Annotated in this window: 19 protein-coding genes and 1 pseudogene; 13 read left to right on the forward strand and 7 right to left on the reverse strand. The window is 67.2% G+C overall.

Going from position 1 to position 23,142, the window contains the following annotated elements:
- Positions 1-24: 24 nt before the first annotated feature.
- Positions 25-270, reverse strand: coding sequence for a hypothetical protein (locus AB0B91_RS61545; RefSeq protein WP_358342075.1), 246 nt, complete (start codon positions 268-270; stop codon positions 25-27).
- Positions 267-749: a hypothetical protein gene (locus AB0B91_RS61550; RefSeq protein WP_358342077.1), complete on the reverse strand. Its 483-nt coding sequence runs from the start codon at positions 747-749 to the stop codon at positions 267-269. Before AB0B91_RS61550 ends, AB0B91_RS61545 begins: the two co-directional genes overlap by 4 nt.
- A 376-nt stretch (positions 750-1,125) precedes the next feature.
- On the opposite strand from AB0B91_RS61550, the gene AB0B91_RS61555 reads away from it, so the two are divergent.
- The 3 genes from AB0B91_RS61555 (at position 1,126) to AB0B91_RS61565 (ending at position 3,540) form a co-directional block, all read left to right on the forward strand.
- A complete protein-coding gene (locus tag AB0B91_RS61555; RefSeq protein WP_358342079.1) occupies positions 1,126-3,018 on the forward strand; it encodes a hypothetical protein in 1,893 nt (630 codons plus the stop codon).
- Entirely contained in the window at positions 3,015-3,197 is a 183-nt protein-coding gene (locus tag AB0B91_RS61560; protein WP_358342080.1) for a hypothetical protein, read from the forward strand. The genes AB0B91_RS61555 and AB0B91_RS61560 overlap by 4 nt, the downstream gene beginning before the upstream one ends.
- Before the next feature lie 187 nt (positions 3,198-3,384).
- Complete coding sequence (locus AB0B91_RS61565; RefSeq protein ID WP_358342081.1) at positions 3,385-3,540, forward strand: hypothetical protein; 156 nt, start codon at positions 3,385-3,387, stop codon at positions 3,538-3,540.
- A gap of 8 nt (positions 3,541-3,548) precedes the next feature.
- Here AB0B91_RS61565 and AB0B91_RS61570 read toward each other — a convergent pair whose 3' ends face one another.
- The gene (locus tag AB0B91_RS61570; protein WP_358342083.1) at positions 3,549-4,304 is read right to left on the reverse strand and encodes a BTAD domain-containing putative transcriptional regulator; all 756 of its coding nucleotides are present in this window, start codon (positions 4,302-4,304) and stop codon (positions 3,549-3,551) included.
- Positions 4,305-4,430: 126 nt separating this feature from the next.
- On the opposite strand from AB0B91_RS61570, the gene AB0B91_RS61575 reads away from it, so the two are divergent.
- From AB0B91_RS61575 to AB0B91_RS61595, 5 genes are all read left to right on the forward strand, one after another.
- Entirely contained in the window at positions 4,431-5,192 is a 762-nt protein-coding gene (locus AB0B91_RS61575) for a hypothetical protein (protein WP_358342084.1), read from the forward strand.
- Positions 5,189-5,605: a hypothetical protein gene (locus AB0B91_RS61580; protein WP_358342086.1), complete on the forward strand. Its 417-nt coding sequence runs from the start codon at positions 5,189-5,191 to the stop codon at positions 5,603-5,605. The genes AB0B91_RS61575 and AB0B91_RS61580 overlap by 4 nt, the downstream gene beginning before the upstream one ends.
- Positions 5,598-6,695 carry an Ig-like domain-containing protein gene (locus tag AB0B91_RS61585; RefSeq protein ID WP_358342087.1) on the forward strand — a complete coding sequence of 366 codons (1,098 nt, stop codon included), beginning with the start codon at positions 5,598-5,600 and terminating at the stop codon, positions 6,693-6,695. Before AB0B91_RS61580 ends, AB0B91_RS61585 begins: the two co-directional genes overlap by 8 nt.
- A gap of 16 nt (positions 6,696-6,711) precedes the next feature.
- Positions 6,712-10,956 carry a S8 family serine peptidase gene (locus AB0B91_RS61590; RefSeq protein WP_358342089.1) on the forward strand — a complete coding sequence of 1,415 codons (4,245 nt, stop codon included), beginning with the start codon at positions 6,712-6,714 and terminating at the stop codon, positions 10,954-10,956.
- 333 nt (positions 10,957-11,289) lie between these two features.
- Complete coding sequence (locus AB0B91_RS61595; RefSeq protein ID WP_358342091.1) at positions 11,290-12,225, forward strand: tyrosine-type recombinase/integrase; 936 nt, start codon at positions 11,290-11,292, stop codon at positions 12,223-12,225.
- 310 nt (positions 12,226-12,535) lie between these two features.
- Here the strand turns inward: AB0B91_RS61595 and AB0B91_RS61600 are convergent, their stop codons facing one another.
- The gene (locus tag AB0B91_RS61600) at positions 12,536-13,549 is read right to left on the reverse strand and encodes a YafY family protein (RefSeq protein WP_358342093.1); all 1,014 of its coding nucleotides are present in this window, start codon (positions 13,547-13,549) and stop codon (positions 12,536-12,538) included.
- A 175-nt stretch (positions 13,550-13,724) separates the two neighbouring features.
- On the opposite strand from AB0B91_RS61600, the gene AB0B91_RS61605 reads away from it, so the two are divergent.
- Both AB0B91_RS61605 and AB0B91_RS61610 read left to right on the forward strand, forming a co-directional pair.
- Positions 13,725-14,174: a carboxymuconolactone decarboxylase family protein gene (locus AB0B91_RS61605; protein WP_031171213.1), complete on the forward strand. Its 450-nt coding sequence runs from the start codon at positions 13,725-13,727 to the stop codon at positions 14,172-14,174.
- 128 nt (positions 14,175-14,302) lie between these two features.
- Complete coding sequence (locus AB0B91_RS61610; RefSeq protein WP_358342095.1) at positions 14,303-14,950, forward strand: YdeI/OmpD-associated family protein; 648 nt, start codon at positions 14,303-14,305, stop codon at positions 14,948-14,950.
- 141 nt (positions 14,951-15,091) lie between these two features.
- Here AB0B91_RS61610 and AB0B91_RS61615 read toward each other — a convergent pair whose 3' ends face one another.
- Positions 15,092-16,348 carry a hypothetical protein gene (locus AB0B91_RS61615; RefSeq protein ID WP_358342097.1) on the reverse strand — a complete coding sequence of 419 codons (1,257 nt, stop codon included), beginning with the start codon at positions 16,346-16,348 and terminating at the stop codon, positions 15,092-15,094.
- A gap of 334 nt (positions 16,349-16,682) precedes the next feature.
- Between AB0B91_RS61615 and AB0B91_RS61620 the strand changes: the two genes are divergently transcribed.
- Positions 16,683-19,604 (forward strand): Tn3 family transposase, encoded by a 2,922-nt coding sequence (locus tag AB0B91_RS61620; RefSeq protein ID WP_358342098.1) that lies wholly within the window; start codon positions 16,683-16,685, stop codon positions 19,602-19,604.
- Between the two features lie 161 nt (positions 19,605-19,765).
- Here AB0B91_RS61620 and AB0B91_RS61625 read toward each other — a convergent pair whose 3' ends face one another.
- Positions 19,766-20,263, reverse strand: coding sequence for a recombinase family protein (locus tag AB0B91_RS61625; protein ID WP_358342100.1), 498 nt, complete (start codon positions 20,261-20,263; stop codon positions 19,766-19,768).
- Between the two features lie 270 nt (positions 20,264-20,533).
- On the opposite strand from AB0B91_RS61625, the gene AB0B91_RS61630 reads away from it, so the two are divergent.
- Both AB0B91_RS61630 and AB0B91_RS61635 read left to right on the forward strand, forming a co-directional pair.
- Positions 20,534-21,277 (forward strand): hypothetical protein, encoded by a 744-nt coding sequence (locus tag AB0B91_RS61630; protein WP_358342102.1) that lies wholly within the window; start codon positions 20,534-20,536, stop codon positions 21,275-21,277.
- Positions 21,278-21,755: 478 nt separating this feature from the next.
- Positions 21,756-22,256: an SMI1/KNR4 family protein gene (locus AB0B91_RS61635; RefSeq protein ID WP_358342104.1), complete on the forward strand. Its 501-nt coding sequence runs from the start codon at positions 21,756-21,758 to the stop codon at positions 22,254-22,256.
- A 92-nt stretch (positions 22,257-22,348) separates the two neighbouring features.
- Here AB0B91_RS61635 and AB0B91_RS61640 read toward each other — a convergent pair.
- A pseudogene (locus AB0B91_RS61640) lies at positions 22,349-23,133 on the reverse strand (IS630 family transposase); the annotation flags it as partial.
- Positions 23,134-23,142 lie beyond the last annotated feature (9 nt).

The raw sequence follows: 23,142 nt of genomic DNA on the forward strand, positions 1-23,142 counted from the left end.
CCTGCAGTGTCTGACGTAAGGCGGTCAGTGCCGTATCGCGGCCGACGAAGGTCGCGGCCGGACGGCGCGGCAGCCCGGCCAGCCCGACGGGAGCCTGGACGGTGCCGGCCTCAGGCAGCGGCCGCCGCGGGTCCTGCTGGGTACCTGGTTGACGGTCTGGTTGACGGTCTGGTCACGAGCCGCCTGGTACAACCGGCTCTGCTCACCGGCGCTGCCCTGCAACCGGATGTTCGGCGGCGGCTCGGGAGGATCGGCCGACGGTGTGGTCATCGCTCGTTGATGGTCTGGTCGCCGCCGGACTGGTACACCCGGCCCTGTCCTGAGACCTGCGCCCGCATCTGCACGTTCCTGACCCCGTCACCGGTCGAGGCGATGCCGGCGTTGTCGCCGATGGCGATCGACCGCTCGCCTTCGGCCGACACCTGAGGCGATGTCTGCTCATCGGCTGGCGCGTCAGGCGCGGCGATGGGTGCCGGCGGGGTGCGCTCGGCGCGCGCCTGGGCGTGTGGCGCCATCAGGGCGATCACCAGCCCGGCCACGCCGATCCCCACGCCGGCGAGCATGCCCACCACGCTGGCCCGCTGATCCAGCACCGTCAGCACGTCCGCGGGCAGATGCAGCGGATCGGCAAAGAACCACAGCAGCCCCGCCACCAGCGAGACCGCCAGCACTACGAGCGCGGTGATCGCCACGCCGCGCCACAGCCGTGAACCCGCCGCTTGCTCCCTCTCAGGCGCCGTCTTCGACATGCCTCCAGAGTGCTCCCGGACCGGCGCGAGTAGGACCGAAAGTAGCGAAGCCGTTACCTCTCGGCATGGTCAGGCGAAACGGTCGCCTCGACCGCGGCGGTGTGAAACGGCCAGGTCACGGACCACGATGGTGAGATCGCGGAGAGGCCGTTGACTTTCGCCCGTGCCCTGGCGCGCTCTCGCGTCCCGCTGCCCGCCTACCGTCGTCGACCCGAATCAGGCATACGCGTTTAACGACTGTGACAGGTCTCAGGTGAGCGCTTCCAGGGTTCGCCCTAATCCCGAGCGAAATTCCGAGACCGGCGAGGCGCTGCTGCAGGACCACATCGACGCCTGACGTATCGACAGCGCGGGCGGCGACGCTCACGATATCGGCGTGGATCTCAACGACGCTGAACTCGCCGTCCGCGCCGCGCTGCCCCATGGCCAGCCTGTCGACCTGTCGCCAGGCGGAGCACTGGGAGGCGCGGGGGGTGCGGTTGGCGCTGCCAAAGATGCGGGTAGCGTGGTGCGGGGTGAGGTGCTGGCCGGGTTCCTCACTGGTGACTTCGCCGCTGACAGGCCGGCGCTGCAATTGATCGGCGCCCGGATCACCGGCGAGCTCCACCTGTACTCCGCCGAGGTCGCCTTCCCGCTGATGTTCTGGGACTGCGTGTTCGAGCAGACGCCAGACCTCAATTGGGCGCGCCTGCGCATCCTGAGCCTGAGTGGTTGCGAGCTACCCGGACTCTGGGCGGCCAATGTCCGGACCGAGGGCGATCTACGCCTCACCGAGAGCCAGGTCAACGGAGAGGTACGGCTCGCGGGCGGTCATATCACCGGGAACGTGATCCTCGACGGTACCCGGCTGACCAACCCGTCGGGATTCACGCTCCACGCCGAGCACCTGACCGTCGACGGGAGCCTTGACGGTCGCGACGGATTCAGCTCGGTGGGTGAGATGGTGCTCAACGCCGCCCGGATCGGTGCCGCGCTCGACCTTGAGGGCGCCGAGCTCAGCGCGCCCGGTGGCACCGCGCTAGAGGCCTCCAACATCACTGCGGAGGTCGGGATGTTCGCCCGCTCAGTCACGGTTTCCGGGGAGGTCAGCCTACGCTTCGCCCGCTTCAAGGGCCCGCTCACCTTCACCGGATCCCTCATAGACAATCCCGGCGGCCTAGCGATCCGGGGGGCAGGGATCGTTGCCGAGGGCGGAATCTTCCTATCGCGGCTCCAAGCGAAGGGACAGATCCGGTTGGAGGGTGCGACCGCAGGCCGCATGTTCAACCTGGACGGCGCCGTCCTACGCAACCCCGATGGAGTGGCCCTCGACGCCACCGGGATGGTGGTCGACGGAGCCCTGCATGCGCGCCAACGGCTGACAAGTGAGGGCGAGATCAGCCTGCTCGACGCGTCGATCAGCGGTTCGGCGCACTTCGAGGGTGCCACGATGACCAATCCCGGCGGGGCCACGCTGATCGCGGACGGCATCACCGTGGGCAAGGTCCTCAACCTCTGTGACGGATTCACCTCTCAGGGCCGGATCACACTTACCAACGCCCGCGTCGGCAGCGCCCTATGCTTTGCGAACGCCTCGGTCCAGGCACCCGGCGACCTGGCTCTCAAGTGCTGGGGCCTGGAGACCCGCGAGCTGGTCATGCGGACGCGGGCGCCGATCGAGGGCGCCGTCGATCTTCGGCACGCGCGGACAGGGGTGTTCCGCGACGACCCCAGCACCTGGCCGACGCAGATGCACCGAGACGGCCTGACGTACGACGTCCTGGAGCCGATGTTGCCTGCCGCGCCCCGCCTGGATTGGCTCAGCGGCGACCCCGACGGCTACATACCCAACGCCTACGAGCAGTTGGCTGCGATGTACCGGCGCCTCGGCAACGACATCGACGCGCGGAACACCCTCTTGGCCAGCCACCAGCGCAGGCGGGTGAGCCTGCCGTGGTACTCGCGATGGTGGGGCTATCTGCAGGACGCCACCGTCGGGTACGGCTATCGCCCGCTCCGGGCGGCCTCTTGGCTCCTGCTGCTCTTCGCGCTCGGCACCGTCGCTTTCTCGGCCACCGAGCCACCGCCGCTAAAGGCGGGCGAGCATCCGCCCTTCAGCGCGGTGATCTACGCGTTGGACCTGCTTGTTCCCATCATCGATTTCGGTCAGGCGAGCGCCTTCAACCCGCAGGACTGGACTCGGTGGCTCGCCTACACGCTGATTGCCGCTGGGTGGCTGCTCGCGACAACGATCGCCGCTGGCGTGACGCGAGCGCTGCGCCGAGCTTGAGGAACAAGCTCAGATCAGAGCGAATTCGTCGGCAGCCTCGGACCGCTGGCACGGCCGTCGAGGCGTTCCTGCGCACGATCGCCAACCGCAACACCGCCAAGGCGTACGCGATCGCGTTGCGCGCGCTGGCCGCCGAGTTCGGCGCCGACGCGTCGCTGTCCGAGGCGCTGCGATGGTGAAGTGAACTGGCGGGCCGTGCGGCCGGTATTTCTTATCGGTTAGCACCATCGGGCGGATGTCGCTGGCCAGCCATTCGATCAGCGCTGCCTACCGCCTGACTTAGCGGTCGACCTGGCGTGTGACGGGCAGGCGACGGCACTGAGCGATCGTGGACGCATGTCAGGAGACCCGCCCAGATCGACCGCGATGCTGGTAGTGAAGGTTTGGCGTGAGGATGGTGCGTTTCGTGCCACGGTGACGTGGTCGCCCGATGTCGTCTACGGTCAGCATTCGGAACGCGGGGCGGCCACCGACCCCGAGGGGGTGCTGGCGATCGTTGATCGGTGGCTGCAGGAGGTCTGATGGGCCCGCTAGCGGGACTGCGTGGCCATGGCGATCAGTCCCGGTGAGGGGTCGCAGCCGAACGTGTTGTTGATGAGCCTGCGGTACGCCGTGAGCTGCCTTTGGGCCTGGCCGATGTTCCGCTCGGCGAGATAGACGCCCAGCAGCGCTCGTTGGCTGCCTTCTCGGAGCGGATCCGCGCGGACGAGGCGCAGCGCGATGTCGAGCGCCTGCGCGAGGTGGTGGTGCGCGACCAGTGCGTCGGCGAGCGCCTCCAGGAAGTGGAACTGAAGCTGGGCCAGTCGCTCGCGTTCGAAGACGACCCAGTCGTCGTACCAGCCGGGCAGCAGTTCGAGGAAGAAGAGCGTGGAGTCGACATCGTCGACGGAGCCGGCGGGGTCGCGGACCAGAGCCCAGCCGGCGCCCTCGGCCAGTTTGACGTCGACGTCGAGGTGTTCCGACAACTGCAGGTTCGCATTGGCCGCGCGCACGAGCGGGACCCCGCCTGGCGCCGGCAGCCGCCACAGGGATGAGCGGAGGTTGGCGCACGCGCGGCCGTCGGTCTTGTCCGGCCACAACGAGGCGGCCATGGCGGTGCGGGCTTGAGGGCGTTCACGGAGCGCGAGGTAGACGAGCAGGCGCTGGGATCCTTCCGCCACGGCGCAGGGTTCTCCGTCGGCGATCACGGAGAACCCACCGAGCAGGTTGATGCGGACGCGGTGCGGCGTGCGAGCGGCCGTTGTCGTCATGTCGTGGCCCTCGTTCCTCGTGGTCGATTCCGCCACGGATCGCAGCCTGTCCGGGACGTGTCACCGTGGCGTCACCCAACCAGCGTCGGGGTGACGGCGTGGTGACGGACCCTGCCTACGTTTCCCGCGACGGGCCCAGTCCACAACCTCGGAGCGAGTGAGATGAATGAGAGTGATGACCAGGACGACCTGGACCTGCTGGAGGAGTATCTCAACGAAGCTGACTTCGTAGACCTTGGGGAGGTACTCCGCGAGTCGCTGGTCGAGGATTACGACGATGCGAGCCCGGAGGAGATGGACGAGGCGCTGCTCAACGTCTTCGACTCGATGACGGCGGCGGAGGCGTTGAGCCTGGGCAATGTACTGAGCCGGATCGAGAAGGGCGCGGCGCAGACGCTGGCCAATCCCGCTGTCGGGCAGTTGGCCAAGACCTCCCTGCCGATCGCGGGCGGAGCGATCGGCACTGCCATCGGAGGTCCGGTCGTAGGTACTGCGGTCGGCCAGGGACTCGGCAAGGTGGTGGCCAACTCCCTGCCAGCAAAGGCGAAGGCCGGCCAGCCCCAGCCTGCGAAGCGTTCGGTCGCCGAGGGCTCCGAAGCCGCCCGGATGCTGGTCGTGCTCCTCGAGAACCGCAGCATGCTCAAGAGCCTGCTCGCCCTGGCGATGGGGAAGGAGGGACGCAAATCCATCGGCGGACATCCAGTCGGTGCGTACGCGAGCCTGCTCAGCACGCTCGCCGGCCAGGCCGTTGCCGACGCCGACGAACTCCTGCGGGACAGCCAGGAGATGCCCGCTTACCTGCGCGACGCAGAAGACTACCTCGGCGTGGATCCAGCGGTCCCCGCCGACCGTGCCCGGGCGTTGTATGCGGCGCTGCTCGATGCCGAGAACGAGTCTCTGGCGGAAGCGAGACACCTGCTATGACGGTGCAACAGACCATGAGCCTCGGCGTCCTGGTCCAGCGTGTGATGGCCAATCCCATGGGGTTCGTCGAGACGATCCTGCAGCAGATTCTCGACCAGCTAGCGCGCGACGGTGTCTTCGCCGATAGCGATACACCCCCCGAGTCGCTGGTGGCGACGGCACTGGGCGGCCGCCTCGCCCGCATGGTCGCCGCGGACGGGCCAGTGGAGCACGAGATGCTGATCGGCAGAAACAGCACGTTCGCGGCCGCCGTCGGCGCCTGTGACTGCTGGGGGCAGGACGGTAAATGCCCTCTGTGCGAAGGAGCCGGGACGCCCGGGTGGGTCCTTCCCGATCAGCAGCTGTTCACGACGTACGTGTATCCGGCCGTGAAGACCATTTCGAAGCATCAGAAGGAGAATGGCGATGTCTGACAGCTGGCTCGACGACGGCGACTCCGAAGCCATCGACCTGTTCGGAGGCGAGGAGAGCGCGGAGGACTATCTGGACGACGGGGACGACGCCGAGAGCTACGACGACGAAGAGGAAGCGGCGTCCCCCGCCGTCCGCAGGAGACGCGCCAAGGCGCGCCAGCTCGCCCTACGGCGCCGGAGGCTGGAGGCGCTAGCGAGGGCGAGGAACCAGCGGGCCAGAAGACGGCGCGGCCCCGTACACACCGCACAGAAGGCGGTGCGGCAGACCCAGGTTGCTGTCCGCGACCTGAATCTGGACAGCGCCATGAAAAGCGCCCTGCAGAGGCAGAGCAATCGCATCACCAGATCCGATTACACAACGCTCGCCACCGCTGCCCTGAGTCAGTTCCAGCAGTCGTTCCCACAGGTCGTGGGAAGCGGTCCCTACACCCAGGCGGCACTCAGGTTCGCCCCCCTCGTCTTCTTATCGTCGGAAGAGCGAGGAAGCGGCGCCATGGCGATCGTCCGCGATCCGCGGGTGATCGGGGGCCTTCTCATCGCCGGACTGGCGATCGCGGGAGACCGCCTGCGGCCGAAGCAGGTGCAGCGGATCGCAGTCCCCAACGTCCCGACAATCGTCGCGGGGCGGCAGTCGCTGTTAACGGCGGACGCGCAGGACGAGAACGGCAAGCGCATCGACAGAACGGTCTTCACCTGGGAGTCGAGCAACGATGCGGTCGCGAAGGTGAGTCCGTTGAGCGGTCCAACCACCAACGTCATCGGCGTGAGCGCAGGCACGGCCGTCATCACAGCGACCTCCGCGGGCGTGCGACAGCAGATACCGATCGAGGTCGAGTCGATTATCCGTAAGGTCGAGATCTCGGGGACCGCCAAGATCGCGGTAAAGGGCGAGATGATGTTCATCGCCGACGCTCTCGACGACAGGGGAAGATCCATCGACGGTGTCGTCTTCGCCTGGGAGTCGCGCGACCCCAAGATTGCCAAGGTGGACCCGATTACCGGGAAGGTCACAGGCGTAAGCGCCGGGCCGGTCCTGATCACGGCTAAGTCCGATGGTGTCCCAGGCCGCAAGACGGTCGAGGTCGCATAGGCCCGGGTTCCACGACATGGACCCGGCACTCTGGGAACTGCTCCGCTCCGACATCGACCGTGACGACCGCGAGGTCGAAGCCCTCATCCGCCTCCGCTGGCCGGACCAGGCTGTCAGGAATGTCCGCATCGTCTCGCGCTTCGGTGACGGCGACATCATGACGTGCCGCCTGCCCGCCAGCTCTATTCTGAGCACCCGCCAGGACCGGAACGTGGTGAGCCTCAAGGCGGCTCGATGGCTCGGCCCCGAGGCGGAGCCGTACGGGCCCGAGCTTGTCAAGAGCGTCACCCACGAGGACGTGCGCCGTCCGCCGGGTCTGGCGCTGACGGGCGCGGGTGTCATCATCGGCTTCGTCGACTGGGGCTGCGACTTCGACCACCCGAACTTCAAGAACCGTGACGGATCGACCCGGATCCTGGCCCTATGGGACCAGCGCGGGCCAGCATCGCCCGACGCGCCGCAGCCGTACGGGTACGGAGTCCTGCACACTCGGCGGCAGATCGACGATGCCCTTCAAACCATGGATCCCTACGACGCATTGGGATACCGCCCGACCGACGCCGAACACGGCGCCCATGTCATGGACATTGCCGCGGGCAACGGGCAGGCTGGCGGCCCCGTCGGCGTCGCCCCCGAGGCCGATCTCGTCTTCGTGCACCTCGCCGATCGTGGCACATCCGGGCTGGCCAACATCGGGGATAGCGTAAGGATCCTCGAGGGGATCGATTTCATCGCACGTACCGCTGCCCTGCAGCCGTGGGTGATCAACATATCGGTGGGGACACAGGGCGGCCCACACGACGGTACGACGATCTTGGAGCAAGCGCTCGACCACCTCCTCCGGGCGGCTCCCGGACGCTTTATTGCCTCCAGCGCGGGAAACTACTTCGACGCCTGCGCCCACTCCACTGGACGCGTCGAAAAGCAACAGATCCGCACCCTGACCATGATCACCCAAGAAGACGACGTCACGCCCAACGAACTGGAGATCTGGTACAGCGGGGAGGATGAGTTCGATGTCCAGGTCGCCTCCCCGGCCGGGCAGCCCACACGCTGGGTCCGGCTGCGCGAACAAGCGGACATCACTGACGACGATCGCGTCGTCGGGCGCATTTACCACCGCTACCTCGACCCCAACAACCACTCCAACCACATCGAGGTCTTCCTCTACCCGGGGGCACAAGCGGGTGGGTGGAGGATCAGGCTCCGGGCGCTGAACGTCCGCTACGGGACCTTCCACGCCTGGCTGGAACGCGACCAATCGTGCGCTCATTGCCAGACTCGCTTCGACGAGGCGGACGTCGACCGCACCTCCACGACGGGGACGATCGCCAACGGCCACCTTCCGCTCGTCGTCGGCGCCTACGACGCCCACTCCGCCACACGGGAACTGGCCGCGTTCAGCAGTGCCGGACCGACACGAGACGGCAGGGCCAAACCCGACCTGGTCGCTCCCGGCGTACGCGTCATCGCGGCACGTTCGGCTCCGCCTGACGGTACCGGCAGTTCTGGGCTACTGACCTGCAAGTCCGGGACGAGCATGGCCGCGCCGCACGTCACCGGGACGGCCGCTCTGTGCCTGCAGGGTGCTCCGAACCTGACAGCCGTAGAGATCCGCGCCTTGCTCATGCGCACCGCGCAGCCCGTGGCCGACGACGCCGCAGGAAGGTCGGGGACCGGCTACCTGGACACCGCCGGTGCGGTGGAGGCGCTGTCCGACCTTGCGCGAACGGAGACAACCATGGATGCCAAGATCGACGCAGCCGTCCCGCATTCCTTGAGTCCCGACATGCTGTATCGGGATCTTTTGCGCGGCGGACACAGCTCAACCTGGATCGACACCTCGTTCGACGTCCTCGCGCGCCCAGGTGAAGCGCCGGGCCTGGCGCTCGAGGCTGGGGATCTTCTGGTGCGGGTCGCCCTGGGCGAGCCCGGCCTCGGACATGTCGCGGTGATCGCCGACCCACGCCTCGTGCCGCATACGGCCCTTGGCCCGTCCCGAATCCGATCGGAACGGTGTGGACCCGGCCTGTACGCCATTGTGACCGAGGGCGGCGCCATCCCGCATTCCCCCGCCGACCGGTTCGCCAGAAGGATCCTTGACCCGTCCGGCCGGATGCCGCCTGGTCAGGCCCTGCTGCGCCCCACATCCTCTGCTCGTCCAAGTGGCGGACTCGCAGAAGCCGTCACCCCCCGATGCAAGGCCCTATGGGACAAAAGGCTCGACAAGCTGTCGCCTCAAGTCAGGGCCGAGCTCGACACCCAGGCGACTCTGTCCTATTTCTCGGCTCTCCAACGGGTCCAGCGGGCGATCGATCTCGGCGTCCGGGACGTGAATCTGCTCACAGACTTCGCCTATTTCGCCGCCTTCGGTGAGGAACGCGGTTACTGCCCCGTCCCCCAAGGCCACTGGTTTGCCGATCAATGGAGGGAGCTACGCGAGGGGGTGACGGCGAAACTCAGGGCGCCGTCAAAGCCGCCGGAGCAGGATGGACCCGCCGTTTGCGTCGGCCGTGGGGAGAACAAGACAGCGACACCCGAGCCCGAACACGCCCCAGGCGGCCTCACAGGCCGATATGAATACACGAGCCCGGGGCAAACTCGGGCATTGGGCGCGCTCGTGCTCAATCAAGCAGGTCGGCATGTCGAGTTCAGCCTGTCACGCTTCGCCAGCCCCTTCGTCCCGGCAACCGATCGGACCGTGAGTTTCTTTGCGGGCGATCTCGATGCCCAGGGCGACTTCTTCGTGGTGGACAGGGAGCACGTCGAGCGACGATACCTCCTCCGGATCCGCGATGCCGGCCTGGAGTTCGCCGAGAGTTCCGGTGGACAGTTCGTCGTGGCGCACCGGGTGGAATCTCGCTCGACCGTGTTTCCCCCTACGGTCCAGAGCATCAGCCGCGCGCTCGACCTCACCAAGGCATCCCTGCCCAGCGTGAACATGGGGCTATACCTGTGCCGGCACGAACACCTGCCCCTGTCACAGGGTCAGGCCGCCTTCCTTCGCCAGCAATTTAGCTCGACGGAATTCATCGAGCTGGTCCGCCGGGCCGCCGAGGTCACTGGACACCGGTCGGTCGACGACTCGCCTCGCGACGATCTGATCGAGAAGCTTGAGCGGTTCGTCGACAAGACGGTCGCAGATCCGGTGAACGGCGTGCATCGCAGCGATTTCCTGCTGGCGCGCACGATCGTCCGGCGGACGCTCTCGCAGATCGGCTTCAGCAACGGCAACCGTTACCAGAGTTGCCTTGATTGGATCCAAATGCTCGCCGAGATCGCCGAGCGCCCGATTGGCGGAGACTCGGTCGTCGGCGTCAAGCCGTCGCGGGGCAAGGTTGGTACGTACGTCTACGACATCGATCTCGAACTCGGGGGGGCGGCGGCGGGCTTGGGTGGGGGCCTCGGGGAGATGTCCGTTCGGCAGGTCGAGCCGACGGCATGGCCGAACCCGATCACGCTCAGGGTATGGTTCTTCAGCTTCGGTGGCTCTGCGAAGATCGGGATCGACGATTTCCGAGGCCGGGCCACATCTGTGCTGCCCTGGGCGCAAAGCGACTTCGTCGGGCGGATTGAGCAGGGCAAGGCTGGTGTCGGCGTCAGAGCTGGGGTGGTTGCGGCGCAGTTGAGCGCCGGGTTCCTCCTCATCTACGGCTCCGGGCTGCTTCCGCCGTTGACCGTGCTCGCGGCGGGCCCAGAGCTGTCCACCCTCATCGAATTCGAGACGAACGAACGAATCGACCCCCGGAAGTGGACCCTGAAGGGCGTCGGGGGAAGTATCGGGCTGGACGCTGTGATCGGCTGGACATCGGCAACCGAACGGCTGGACATCCCGGATCTTACGCAGCCCGACGAAGACCCTCTCTTCGCCGTTCGAGGCGGCGGCCTCCGCGACGTCCACTTCTGCTTCGACAGCGCGCTGCTCACTTCGGCGGCCCGCCAGCGAGTCAGGATCGTATCGGCACTCTGGAGGCCGTTCCTCACCTCGCCCAGCAGCACCATGTCCATCACCGGATACGCCGACAAAGCCGGAACTACGTCCTATAACGACGAATTGTCGAGGCTCCGGGCAAAGAACACACTGAGTGCCTTCCGCGACGTCCTAGACGGATCATTCGCAGTGCCGGATGTCCGCCCGATCGGCAAGGGCGAGACAGCAGCCAGCGCCGGCGGTGAACGAGCGGGCGCGCCCGACCGTCGCGTTGAGGTGCGGCTGAACGGTCTGACTGTCCTCGTTCTCGACGGCGAGCCATCTCGATGACGATCATGTCCGATTTCATGGGAGCGGTGAAGCGACTTGGCGTACGTTCCCGTTCCATCGCATAGGCTCGGGCGCCGGGCCGTCGAAACGGTGTCAGTGGTCGGTGGGTGGGTTGAGTAGTTCAATCTCGCGACTTCACGAGATCGACGACGAGGTCGCCTGATGGCGAGCTGTGCTCCCAAGACGCTAGGCTCCCGCACGGTTGCGGGATAACCTTCGTTATCTGGCAAGATAGCGATCACAGACCAGGCGCGAGCTGGGCGGAGCGCTTCCGGCACTCAGGCTTCGTTTCCCGGTTATCTGGCAACTACACAGGCGATGGAGGACGACGGCGTGAACGAGGTGATCGCCGAGCAGCTCGGCCGCGGCCATCCGCTCGCCACGCACCTGGACGACTTCCTCACCGACAAGCGCAACGCCGGCGCCTCCGGCCAGACGATCCGCGCCTACCGCGGCGACCTCCTGCAGTTCACCGCCTACTGCGACGGCGAGCTCGGCGAGCTGAGCGCCGCGCCCATCCGGGCCTTCCTCGCCGACCTCGGCCAGTTGTCGGCCGCCACCCGCAAGCGCAAGCGGGCCGCGATCGCCTCCTTCTGCCGCTGGGCCGTCAGGCACGACCTGCTCGACGCCAACCCCATGGACCGCATCGACACCATCAAGGTGCCCAAGACGCTGCCCCGCCCGGCCGCGGCCGCCGACGTCGCCAAGGTCCTGGCCGCGATCTGCTCGCGGCGGCCGCGCAAGGACCTGCCACTGGACCGGCTGCGCGACCGGGCGCTGTTCGAGACCGCCTACGTCTGCGGCGCCCGCGCCGCCGAAGTGTGCGGCCTGTACGTCGAAGACCTCGACCTGCGTATGGACGACGAACACGTCCGCATCCACGGCAAAGGCGGCAGCGTGCGCACCGTCCTGTTGGACGACCGCGGCTACGTCGCCCTGCTCAAGCTCTACCTAGCCCGCGCCGACTACACCGCCGGGCCGCTGTTTCGCGCCTCCATCAACGGCTACGGCGGGCCCCTGTCCTACGACGCCGCCCACCACCGCTGGCAGGGCTACTGCACCGCCGCACGCGTCGAGATCGACATCCACCAGCTGCGCCACGCCCACGCCACCGAACTCATCAACGCCGGGGTGTCCATCGAGGCCGTCCGCCGCCGCCTCGGCCACGCCTCCACCGAAACCACCCAGCTGTACGCGTTGCTCGACGATAAGGTCGCCGACGCCGAGATCCGCGCCGCCCGCCGACGCCGCGACCGGGCAACGCGCTGAAGAACCTTCACGACCAAGAGCGACCTCACTCGCTGCGACCAAGATCCTTCTCAGCGCCGACGGCTGTCCGCCGGTTCCTCACCCCCGGAGCAGCAAGGTGATCCCGACCCCGGCCTCGATGGAGATCAGCCGCGTCACGGTCACCTGGGTGGTCTCCGTCGACAGCGCCGCATCGACCTTCACCTGCCCGCCACATAGTCCACCGCGGCCTTCGGCACGTCCTCCCGGCGCGGGAAACGCCCCTCCAGCTCGAAAAACTTCAGCATCAGGGCGAACCCTCGATTGAGACAGTCAAGATTGCAGTCGCACTTCATGGTGGCCGGCAACATCCGTCACTGCAGGTAGCCGTGTCAGCTATCGGCGGGTGTTTGTGCCACTGGTTGTCCTTGAGGAGTTGTTGTGTGCGGGTGAGGAATGCCTGGCGGACCTCTTCTGGGTGCAGTATCTGGAGTGGTCGGCCGAGGCTGAGCAGGTAGCGGGCCAGGCTGTCGGCGTCTGGCCCGCCGATGTCGATGATCGTGGCGTCATCGCCGTCCGGGTGGTGGACGCCGACCGTTAGTGGTACCAGCCTGCGGGCCTCATCGGCCGGTACGGCCAGGCGGATGGTCACCCGCACCGGGTAGGGCCTCAGCGCGACGCCCGTGCTGACCATCTGTGCCGGATCTGGCGGGTCGGGCAGGGCAGTGGCCTGCCCGGTGGCTCTGGCATCGATGATGCGATCGGTACGGAAGGTGCGCCAGTCCTGCCGCGTCAGGTCGTAGGCGAGGAGATACCAGCGGCGGCCGGTGTAGATGAGCCGGTAGGGGTCCACTCGGCGGGTGGACGTCGTTCCGGCCCGGTCGCGGTAGGTCAACTCGGTGCGTTCGCCTCGCCGGCACGCGGTGGCCAGGTCGAGCAGCAGTGCGGGGGAGATCTGGCTGTCGTCGGGTCGTGCGGTGTGGGTGAACGCGGCGTCCAGCTCGCCGAGCCGGTCGGCGATCCTGGCCGGCAGCACCTGGCGTAGTTTCAGCAGCGCCGACAGGGCTGCCTGGTCGCTGCCGGAGACTCCGCTGAAGGCGGCGGTGCGCAGCCCGACAGCGACCGCGAGGGCCTCCTCCTCGTCAAGGATCAGTGGCGGAATGCTGGTTCCAGGCCCGAGGTGGTAGCCGCCCCATGGGCCCATCTCCGATTCGATGCCGTAGCCGAGTTCACGTAGCCGGGCGATGTCCCGGCGAACCGTCCGTTCGGTGATCTCCAGCTGGGCGGAAAGATCAGCGCACGTCCAGGACTGCCGCGTTGACAGCAAAGACAGCAGCCGCAGCAGCCGTGCCGAGGTGTTGACCACGGCTAACAGTCTGCTCGATAACCAGGACCGTTTCTGACCGGGTCATACCGTAACGTCGCCGGCATGACCGAGAACTCCTCGGCCGAAAAGTCCATTACGACGACGATGACCTCCGCCAAGGTGCGTCAGATGACGGGCCCGGATGGGCGCACGTAACCGACGAGGGGCAGGACCCATGGAAGCACGCATGAAGAGCGTGGCGAATCCCGACGTGATCACAGCGATCCAGCATCTCCACAAGGCGATTCACGCCGGTGGCGTCGACCCGCTCGTGCTCGAGCTGGTCCATCTGCGGGCCAGCCAGATCAACGGCTGCAGCCCGTGTGTGTTCGCCGGCGTCCAGTCGGCGAAGAAGCATGGAGAGACCGAGGAGCGGCTGCACAACGTGGTCACCTGGCGTGAGACCCCGTTCTTCACCGAGGAGGAGCGGGCAGCGCTCGCGCTGACCGAGGCTGCCACCCGGATCCAGGACGGCGCGCCGGGCGTGACCGACGAGATCTGGGACGCTGCTGCCACCCACTTCGACGAGAACCAGATGTCCGCGATCATCCTGAACATCGCCATCACCAACTTCTTCAACCGGATCAACCACACGATCCGGGAGCAGGCCGGCAAGACCTGGTGAAGGTGGGCGGGCGTCATCCGTCCAGAGGCCGCGGTGGCGACATGGCGAAGGACGTGATCGGCCAGCTCCACCGCTGACCGATCCAGCGCCACTTCCGGCAGGCCCCCGTCCTGGGCTCCCACCTTCGGGTGACCGCCGACAACCATCCCTTTGATGATCATCAGGGGCACATGACGATGAGCAACGAACTACTGGAACTGACCGTTACCGATGCCCGAGCCTGGCGGGAGTGGCTCAGCAGGCACCACGACAGCTCGGCAGGGGTGTGGCTGGTCCTCGCCAAGCAGAACACGACCCGGCCCACCAGCCTGACCTATGACCAGGCGCTCGACGAAGCCCTGTGCCACGGCTGGATCGATGGTCGGCTACGACCGCGGGATGAGATCACCTTCTGCCGGCGCTTCACCCCTCGCGGAAGGCAAAGTTCCTGGTCAGCGCGGAACGTTTCCATCGTCACCCGTCTGATCAGCGAGGGCCGGATGCATCCGGCCGGAATGACCGAGGTCGAACGCGCCAAGGCCGACGGCCGCTGGGACACGGCCTACGCGGGACAAGCCGACATCGAGGTACCAGCCGACCTGGCCGCCGCACTGGCCGCGAAACCCCAGGCACAAGCTATGTTCGACATCCTCACCTCCCAAAACCGCTACGCCATTCTCTATCGGATCGCGAACGCCAAACGCGCCGAGACCCGAGCCCGCCGTATCACCCAGTTCGTTGACATGCTCGCCCGCGGCGAGGCGATCCACCCACAAAAGCGCGCCCTCGGCAGTTGAATGCGCCCACTCCTCTCCCCGCCTCGCTCCTCCAAGCCCACGCACATGGTGGGTCGGCGGGCACAGGGCCGCGGCAGGGGTACAGGGTCCGTACCATAAGCGACCCGAGACCTTAGCCATAGAGCGCTGCTTTATCGCAGGTCAGCCCGCGCGAAGCTCCGCCGCGACCGCCCGCTCTCGCAGTTGAGTGGCCTCCGCGCGAGCCGCCTCCAGCTGAGCACGGGCATCCTCCAACCGAGCCCGCTCCAACTGCAACTCGCCCCGCAACCGATCCCGTTCGTCCGCCGTCTCCCGCGCCTGCGCGATCTCCGTGGCGGCCAGCTCCCGAGCCTTCGCAGCATCGTTCAGGGCGACGGCCCGATCCCCCTGCGCCTCCGCCGCGGCACGTTCGGCGCTCTCCGCTCGCGCGACGGCCCGTTCCCGCTCCTGTCCAGCCGCCTCCGCCCTGGCCTCCGCCACCGCCAGGTCCCGCTCGGCCCGCTGCCTGGCCCGCCTGGCCTCCGCCGCCTCCTCACGTGCCCGCTCACACTCCGCCTTGGTCTCCGCCGCCTCCTTCCGCGCCTGCTGGGCGCGCGCCTCCCCATCCTTTTCCGCCCGTACCGCCCGCGCTTCGGCTTCTTTCCGCGCCTGTACGACCTGCGCCTCCGCCTCCTTCTCCGCCCGTGCCGCCCGAGCTTCCGCCTCCCTTTCAGCGCGTACGGCCTGCGCCTCCGCCTCAGCGACACGCCCGTCGGCCACCTCGACCCGCTCCGCCAGCTCCTGAACCGCCTGGTCCCTGGCCCGCTCGGTCAACTCCGCCTGCCGTACAGCCTCCTCGGCCCGCCGCTCGGCCAGATCAGCCCGGCGCCCCGCCTCCTCGGCCGACAGCAGCGCCTGCCGTTCGGTGCTCGCCGCCTCCCGCAACGCGGCCAGCGCCTGCTCACGAGCCCGCTCCCCATCAGCCTGCGCCGTATCCCGCTCCGCCTCGGCCTCCTCCACCCGCAACCGCATCGCCCCAGCCTCCCGGCGCGCGTGCTCGGCGGCCTCCCGTGCCAGCCGTACCTGCTCGAACGCCTGCTCCCGCTCGGTGCGCGCGATGGCGACCCGGGTATGCGCCTCGGCTTGTACGGCACTCAGCTTCGCCTCGACCCCGGCCGGACTCAACTCCTGCGCCAGCGCCCTGGCCAGCGGCTCGATCGCGGCGGCCAGCCCACCTTCCATCCGGTCGTACAGCTGCTCAGCCCTGGCCAGCGCCCCCTCCAGCCCAGGCGTGGCGCGCCGCATCTCCCGCTCCCGCTTGGCGGCGGCCTGGCAGTCGCCTTCCGGGCAGTACGCCTTCGGCCGCCCCCTCCCCCGCCGCTGCTCGATCGGGGTCCCACAGTGCATACACGGCGTCACCGCGCCCATCTCAGCTGTCACACCCAGACTCTAGCATTTTCTATTTTCTAGAAATTCAAATTCAATAATTCTGATCTGTTGCGCGACGAGAGATCTTGCTAACTTGCGAGAAGGCAGAATTCTCGCAAGTTAGTGGTCCGGGCTTGAGAGACGTGTGTGTCCCGGCTCGGCCGTGCGGATTGCCACGAAGTTGTCGGCCCTCCGCTCCCGAAGATGTCCCCAGCCGCTAGGTAACGGAATGAGACATCACGGTTGCGATTCGTGGTCGTTTCGGAGCGGTGAATCCGGCTGGGCGGGTGGGGTTTCTGCTTGATCGTGTTCGTGTCGGAGACGGTCAGGTGGAAGGCGGGTTCGGGTGCGGCGGGAGTGGGAGCCGGAAGAGCTGATCGCGGCATGGACGCTGCTGGACGGCGACTGGGAACTGGTGGGGAACAAGACGGGGGCGACCCGTCTGGGATTCGGCCTGATGCTGAAGTTTTTCGAGCTGGAGGGCCGGTTCCCACGGCACGTGGGTGAGCTGCCTAAGGCCGCGGTGGATTACGTGGCCGGACAGGTGAAGGTCGAGCCGGCGTTGCTGGCGGAGTACGACTGGTCGGGACGGTCGATCGAGCGGCACCGGGCACAGGTGCGGGACGCGCTGGGGTTTCGGGAGTCGACCCGGGCGGATGAGGATGTGCTGGCCGAGTGGCTAGCGGACAAGATCTGCCCGATGGTGTTCACCGATGAGGGATTGCGGGCGGCGCTGCTGTCGCGCTGCCGGACCTTGAAGATCGAGCCACCAGGCAGGGTGGAGCGGATCGTGGGCGCGGGCAGGGCTAGGTTCGAGCGGGAGTTCTGCCTGCATGTGCTGAACGGGCTGTCGCCGGACTCGGCGCGGTCGCTGTGGGAGCTGGCCACGGGTGAGGACGGCTTCCTGCTGGAGCTGAAGTCCGACCCCGGGCGGCTGGGGCTGGAGACGCTGCTGGAAGAGATCGTCAAGCTGCGACGGGCCAAGGCGCTGGGCCTGGCGGTGGATCTGTTCGGCGGGTACTCCGACCGGCTGGTGGCCTCCTGGCGGGCGCGGGCGATGGCCTCGCATCCCTCGGACTTCGCGGCGAATCAGCCGCCGGTCCGGTTGACGTTGGTGGCCGCATTGGCCTGGTCGCGGACGACGGAGATCACGGACGCGTTGGTCGATCTGTTCATCGGCTTGGTGTCGAAGATCAACACTCGGGCGGAGCGGAAGGTCGAGCGGGCGATCGAGGCCGAGGCCAAGAAGGTGCACCGCAAGACCGAGAAGCTGTTCTCGATCGCCGAAGCGTCGCTGCGGGCGCCGGAGGGCACGGTCCGGCAGGTGGTGTTCCCGGCGGTGCCGGGCGGGGAGGCGACGCTGGAGGCGCTGGTGGCCGAGGCGAAGGCGGACGCCAGGGCCTACAAGGCCCGCGTGCGGACGGTGCTGACCAGTTCCTACACCTCCTACTACCGGCGGATGCTGCCCAAGCTGCTGGCCGCGATCGAGTTCAAGTGCAACAACACCGCCTACCGGCCGGTGATGGACGCCGTGGACCTGCTGCAGCGCTACGCCGACATCCCGAACACCACCCGTCACTACGACGCCAGCGAGAACGTCCCCATCCAAGGGGTGGTGCCGGACGGCTGGCTGGAAGCCGTCGTCGATGACAACGGGGTCATCGAGCGGGCCTCCTACGAGCTATGCGTGATCGTGTCGCTGAAGGACGCACTGCGCCGCCGCGAGATCTACGTCGCCGGCGCCCGCCGCTGGCGCAACCCCGAGGAAGACCTGCCGACCGACTTCGAGGACAACCGCGACGTCCACTACGAGAACCTGCGCCAACCGCTGGACGCCTCCGTGTTCATCGCCACGTTGATGGAGGCGATGCGCGCCTCGATGGCAGCCTGCGGCCGAGCCGTCAGCAGGAACAAGTCCGGCGGGACGAAGGTGAAGACGCACCGCAGCGAGCCGCGCTGGCACATCCCCGACCTTGGCAAGCTGAAGGTCCCGGAGAACCTGAGGGCGCTGCACACCGAAATCGCCGCCCGCTGGGGGATCATCGACCTGCTGGACTTCCTGAAGGAGTCGGACTTCGTCACCGACTTCACCGACGCCTTCACCACGGTCGCGACCAGAGAGGCAACCCCGCGCGACGTGATCCGCAAACGCCTGCTGCTGGTGCTGTACGCGCTCGGCACGAACGTGGGGATCAAGCGGGTCGCCGACGGCGGCCGCCACGGCGAGACCGAGGCGGCCCTGCGGGCCACCCGGCATCTGTTCGTCAACCGCGACAACCTGCGAGCGGCGATCGCGACCCTGGTTAACGCCACCTTGAGGATGCGGGATCCGCTGTGGTGGGGCAACGGCACCGCGTGCGCGTCGGACTCCAAGAAGTTCGGGTCGTGGTCGTCGAACCTGATGACCGAGTACCACGCCCGGTACGGAGGCCCTGGCGTCATGATCTACTGGCACGTGGACCGGAAATCGGTGTGCGTCTACTCCCAGCTTCGTTCCTGTAACGCCTCCGAGGTCGCCGCGATGATGGAGGGCGTGCTGCGGCACTGCACCGACGCCACCATCGACCGCCAGTACACAGATAGTCATGGCCAGTCGCTGGTCGGGTTCGCGTTCTCCTACTTGCTGGGGTTCAAGCTGCTGCCGCGGATGAAGAACATCGCCCGGCAGAAGCTGGTGAAGGCCGACGCCGATGATCAGGTCCCGTCCTGCCTGACCGGCATGGTGGCCGACAAGCCGATCGACTGGGAGATCATCGCTCAGCAGTACGACCAGATGGTGAAATACGCCACCGCCCTGCGGCTGGGCACGGCCGAGGCCGAGCAGGTGCTGCGCCGCTTCACCCGCGGCGGCCCCAAACACCCCACCTACAAGGCCATCGAGGAACTCGGCAAGGCAGTCAAGAGCGTGTTCGTCGCCGAGTACGTCGCCTCGCAGGAGCTGCGCCGCGAGATCCACGAGGGCCTGCAGGTCGTGGAGAACTGGAACTCCGCCAACACCGACCTGTTCTACGGCAGCGCCGGCACCATCCCCGGCAGCGACAAGGAACATCAGGAGGTCTCCATGCTCAGCCTGCACCTGCTCCAGTCGGCGCTGGTCTTCATCAACACCTTGCTGGTTCAGTCCGTGCTCAAGGACCCCGCCTGGCAGAAGAAGCTGACCGACGCCGACAAGCGAGGACTTTCGCCGCTGTTCTGGTCCAACGCCAACCTGTACGGCACGATCGACATCGACATGGGCCGCCGTCTTGACCTCGACCTGGTCGCCTGACCCTTCCCGTCGATCACGCCGATGGCCGAGGCAGGCCGTCCTGGCCGGGTAGCAGGTCGGCCAGGGCGGTTCGCACGGCCGCCCGGCTCACCCCCTGAGCCCGTGCCAGGGCAGCGATCGAGATGCCCTCGTGGAAGGCCGCCCGTACGTCCTCGCACCGGTCACCGTCCAGCGCGGTAGCGGCCTTCGGCCTCGGCGGCGGCGATCCCCTCGACGGTGAGCTCGTTCTGGATGTCACGTTGGAACTGGCCGACTGCGGTGATCACGTTGATGATGACGGCGGTGGTGGCGTCGTTGGCGGCGAGGTCGTGGAAGTTCGACAGCGGTCCGGACAGGACGCGCAGGGCGACGCCGCGGGCTTGGCACCAGTTGCGGACGGCGTGGATGTCGAGCAGGTCGCGGCAGAGCCGGAAAAGCTCCGAGACCGTAAGGGTGTCGCCGGGATGCGCCTTGGCGGCGATCTTGCCGAACGCGGGCCGGTCGAGGGCGGGGATCTTGGAGGTGGTGGCGGGGTCCTCGAAGAGGAGGACGCCGTCGGCCGGCCGGAATCCCTCGGCGACGCCTTCGGTGCGCACGAGAAGACCGGCCTCCGTGAGGATGTGGCGCTGCCGCTGCAGGGACTGGGCCGCGGTGGAGACGCGGGAGTAGACGATCTGCACCAGGCTCTCCTCGGGAAGGGCTGGAGCCCGATTCTTCTGTCGGAAAATCCTGTCGTCAATTCGTGTGCGGAATCGGCCATCCGGCGTCACGGTTCGTCGCTCGATGTCCGATTTTCGAGAGGGCTTGCGGGGCTCGATCAGAGGGTGTCGTTAAATCTTCTAATTTCGACACTTCCGCGACGGCGCCGCAGCGCGATCAAGACCTGCTTTGGGGCTGGGGAAACCTTCGGGAGTGGGAGGCCGACCCGAGTGGAGAGCCATAATGGCGGGATGATTCTTGATGATTCGAGCGGTTTGTCCCCCCGGGCGCAGCAGTTTCTCTGGCAGCACTGCACGGCAAGCGGCCCGTCCACGTCTGCCGAATACCTCCGTGAGCACTGCGCGGAGTCGCCGGAACCTCTGCTGGAGCGCATGATCGCGTTCATCGCCCGGTGGGACGGACTCGACCTTCCCGCGCTGCCCATTGATTTCTATGACGGTGGCGTGTCCGGGTTCTCCATGGACGCTCGGGTGCAGCACCTGGACGGTGTCGGCTGGTTGTTCGACCCGTGTTCGGCCCGGGTTTCCGTTGCCTACGGGTACGGCATTGACGAGCAAGATCGTTTCGGGCTGGTGTATGACGGCTGGGTCCCTACCCATCCCTCGGTTGAAGCCTGGTTCGAGTCCTATGCCCTGATCTATGCGACACAGCAGATGCGTCGCGTCGCCACCTTCACTGGACGCCCTGTCCTGGAGGCCGTGTCGACCACCGCCGAGGTCGTCTTCAACCTCGTCCCCATTCCCGAAGCCAGCGGGATCACCGACTCCTGGTGGCAGGGGGACGATGGCGTCCTGCTCGGTATCTTCCGAGGGGAGGCGGAGATGTATCGGCATGAGAAGCCAACGCAATTCCGGTCGAAGGCCAAGCAGCGCGGCGGGAAGAAGCCTGCTCGGCCTCCAGCGGACGAAAATCTCGGGTTCGCGGTTGTCTATGTGTCGGCGGGTTCCCCATCCCCGTGGGCGGAGGCCGGCTGAGTGCCGTGCATCATGGGCCGCGACCACGTGGTGCGCGGGCTGATGCGGGCGGCCTCCTGGCAGTCGCGGCTGACCTCGCGGACCGGCGCCGCCGCCTGGCTGCGCGACATGCTTCTGCGCGCCGTACCCTCAAAGCTTGCCACCCGGCACGAACACGATGGCGACCGCCACTCACCGCCCGCTGAGCCGTCCCGCGGCGGCGGCCTCCTGCTCCGAATGTTTCAGCCCCAAAGTAGGTCTTGATCACGCTGCGGCGTCGTCGCGGGGGCGTCGGGGATTAGTGCTGTGACCGGAAACGATCACCGGCTCCGGTGAAGAGGTTTGGCTACGGGGTGAGTGCGTGTCCGCCCCAGCGCCACGCCGCTCTGCCGAAACGCAATCCGCCGAGCGAGTGCGACCATCTTGCGGGCCACAGGCCACAGAGGTGCGGCGAAAAGGACTGTAGATCCTGCGAGGTACCGCAGTAGGTTTGTGCACCATGCACCTGTTGACCGTGGACCAGGTCGAGTCCTTCGAGGCCGATCTCGGAGTTTCGCTGCCATGGGCCTACCGAGATCACCTTCTACGGGTGGGCGTCGGAGCGGGGCCGTACTACGGGCTCTTTGGGCCAGCGGAGGTGCTCGCCATGAGCCACGACCCGGCGGGGCTGTTCCCTTTCACCCGGCAGGACGCCAAGCGGATCCACGCCGACTGGTTGGCCTGGACGCAGTCCTCTGGCCCTCAAGGCGGAGGGCCAAGCGTACGCGCGATGAACGTCGGTGGCTGCATCCTGATCTGCGATCAAGGCCATGACGGCTATACCGCGCTGGTTACGACGGGTGAACTCCTCGGGACCGTCTGGGACTTCTGGGCTGAAGGAAACCACTGGCGGCCCGCAAGATCCGCATACCGCGACAGCCCGCACGACCTCGGGCCGTTTCCCACATTTTCTGCCTGGTATCACCCGCCACAGACAGGTACGTCCGGCATTCCTCGTTAGCTGACAGCACAGTGCGTCACTCCTGCGGTGGCACGTCTCGTCATCACTAGTTTGCTGTGGCATAAAACGATCATCGGGTTGGGCAACGGGATTCACGCTACGTGTGTCAGGGGTCGTCCGCCCCAGCGGATGCCTTTCTCGCTTCGGATGCGGGCGCGTTCGCGGCGTTGGGCGGCCAGGACGTCGGGGTGGCGGGCGTGGGAGTTGCGCCAGCGCAGGTAGGCGTGCAGGGCGCGGGTCTGGACGGTGTGGTTGGGATGGTTGGAGTTGGCCAGGGTGAACTGGCGCAAGGGCCCAAAGTGCGCCTCGATCGGGTTGGCCCAGGAGGCGTAGGTCGGCGTGAACAGCAGCCTGACCTTGTGTTTCTTGGCCCAGGCACGGATGCGCCAGTTCTTGTGCGCCGACAGGTTGTCCAGGATCACGTAGATCGGGGCGCCGTCCGGGCGGGCGGCGCGGATGGACTTTAGGGCGGCCCAGGTGTGATTGCTGCCCTTGCGCACGGTGGTTGACGCCCCACAGCAGGTCGTTGCCGACGGAGTAGCAGCCGTGGAAGTAGGTGACGCCGTGGGTGCGGTGGTAGGTGGCCGGGAGCCGGTCCGGCTCACCCTGTGGTGCCCAGCCCGTCCCGGCGGTGGGGCGGATCCCTAAGGGGCCGAACTCGTCGAAGGCGAAGGTGCGCTCGGGCCGCTGGGTCAGGGCGTACTCGATCTGGTCTAGTTTGGTCTCGAAGTCCCGGGTCGGGTGAGTCCTTCCAGGTCTTGGTGCGCTGGAAGGTGATGCCGCGACGGGCCAGCAGGGTGCGTAAGGCTTCCCGGCCGATGGTGATGGCGCGGCCGGGAAGGCGGCGCAGGTAGTCGAGGAGTTTGCGGATGGACCAGCCGGCCAG

The sequence above is a fragment of the Nonomuraea sp. NPDC049141 genome (genome assembly GCF_040648415.1).
GTDB lineage: Bacteria > Actinomycetota > Actinomycetes > Streptosporangiales > Streptosporangiaceae > Nonomuraea.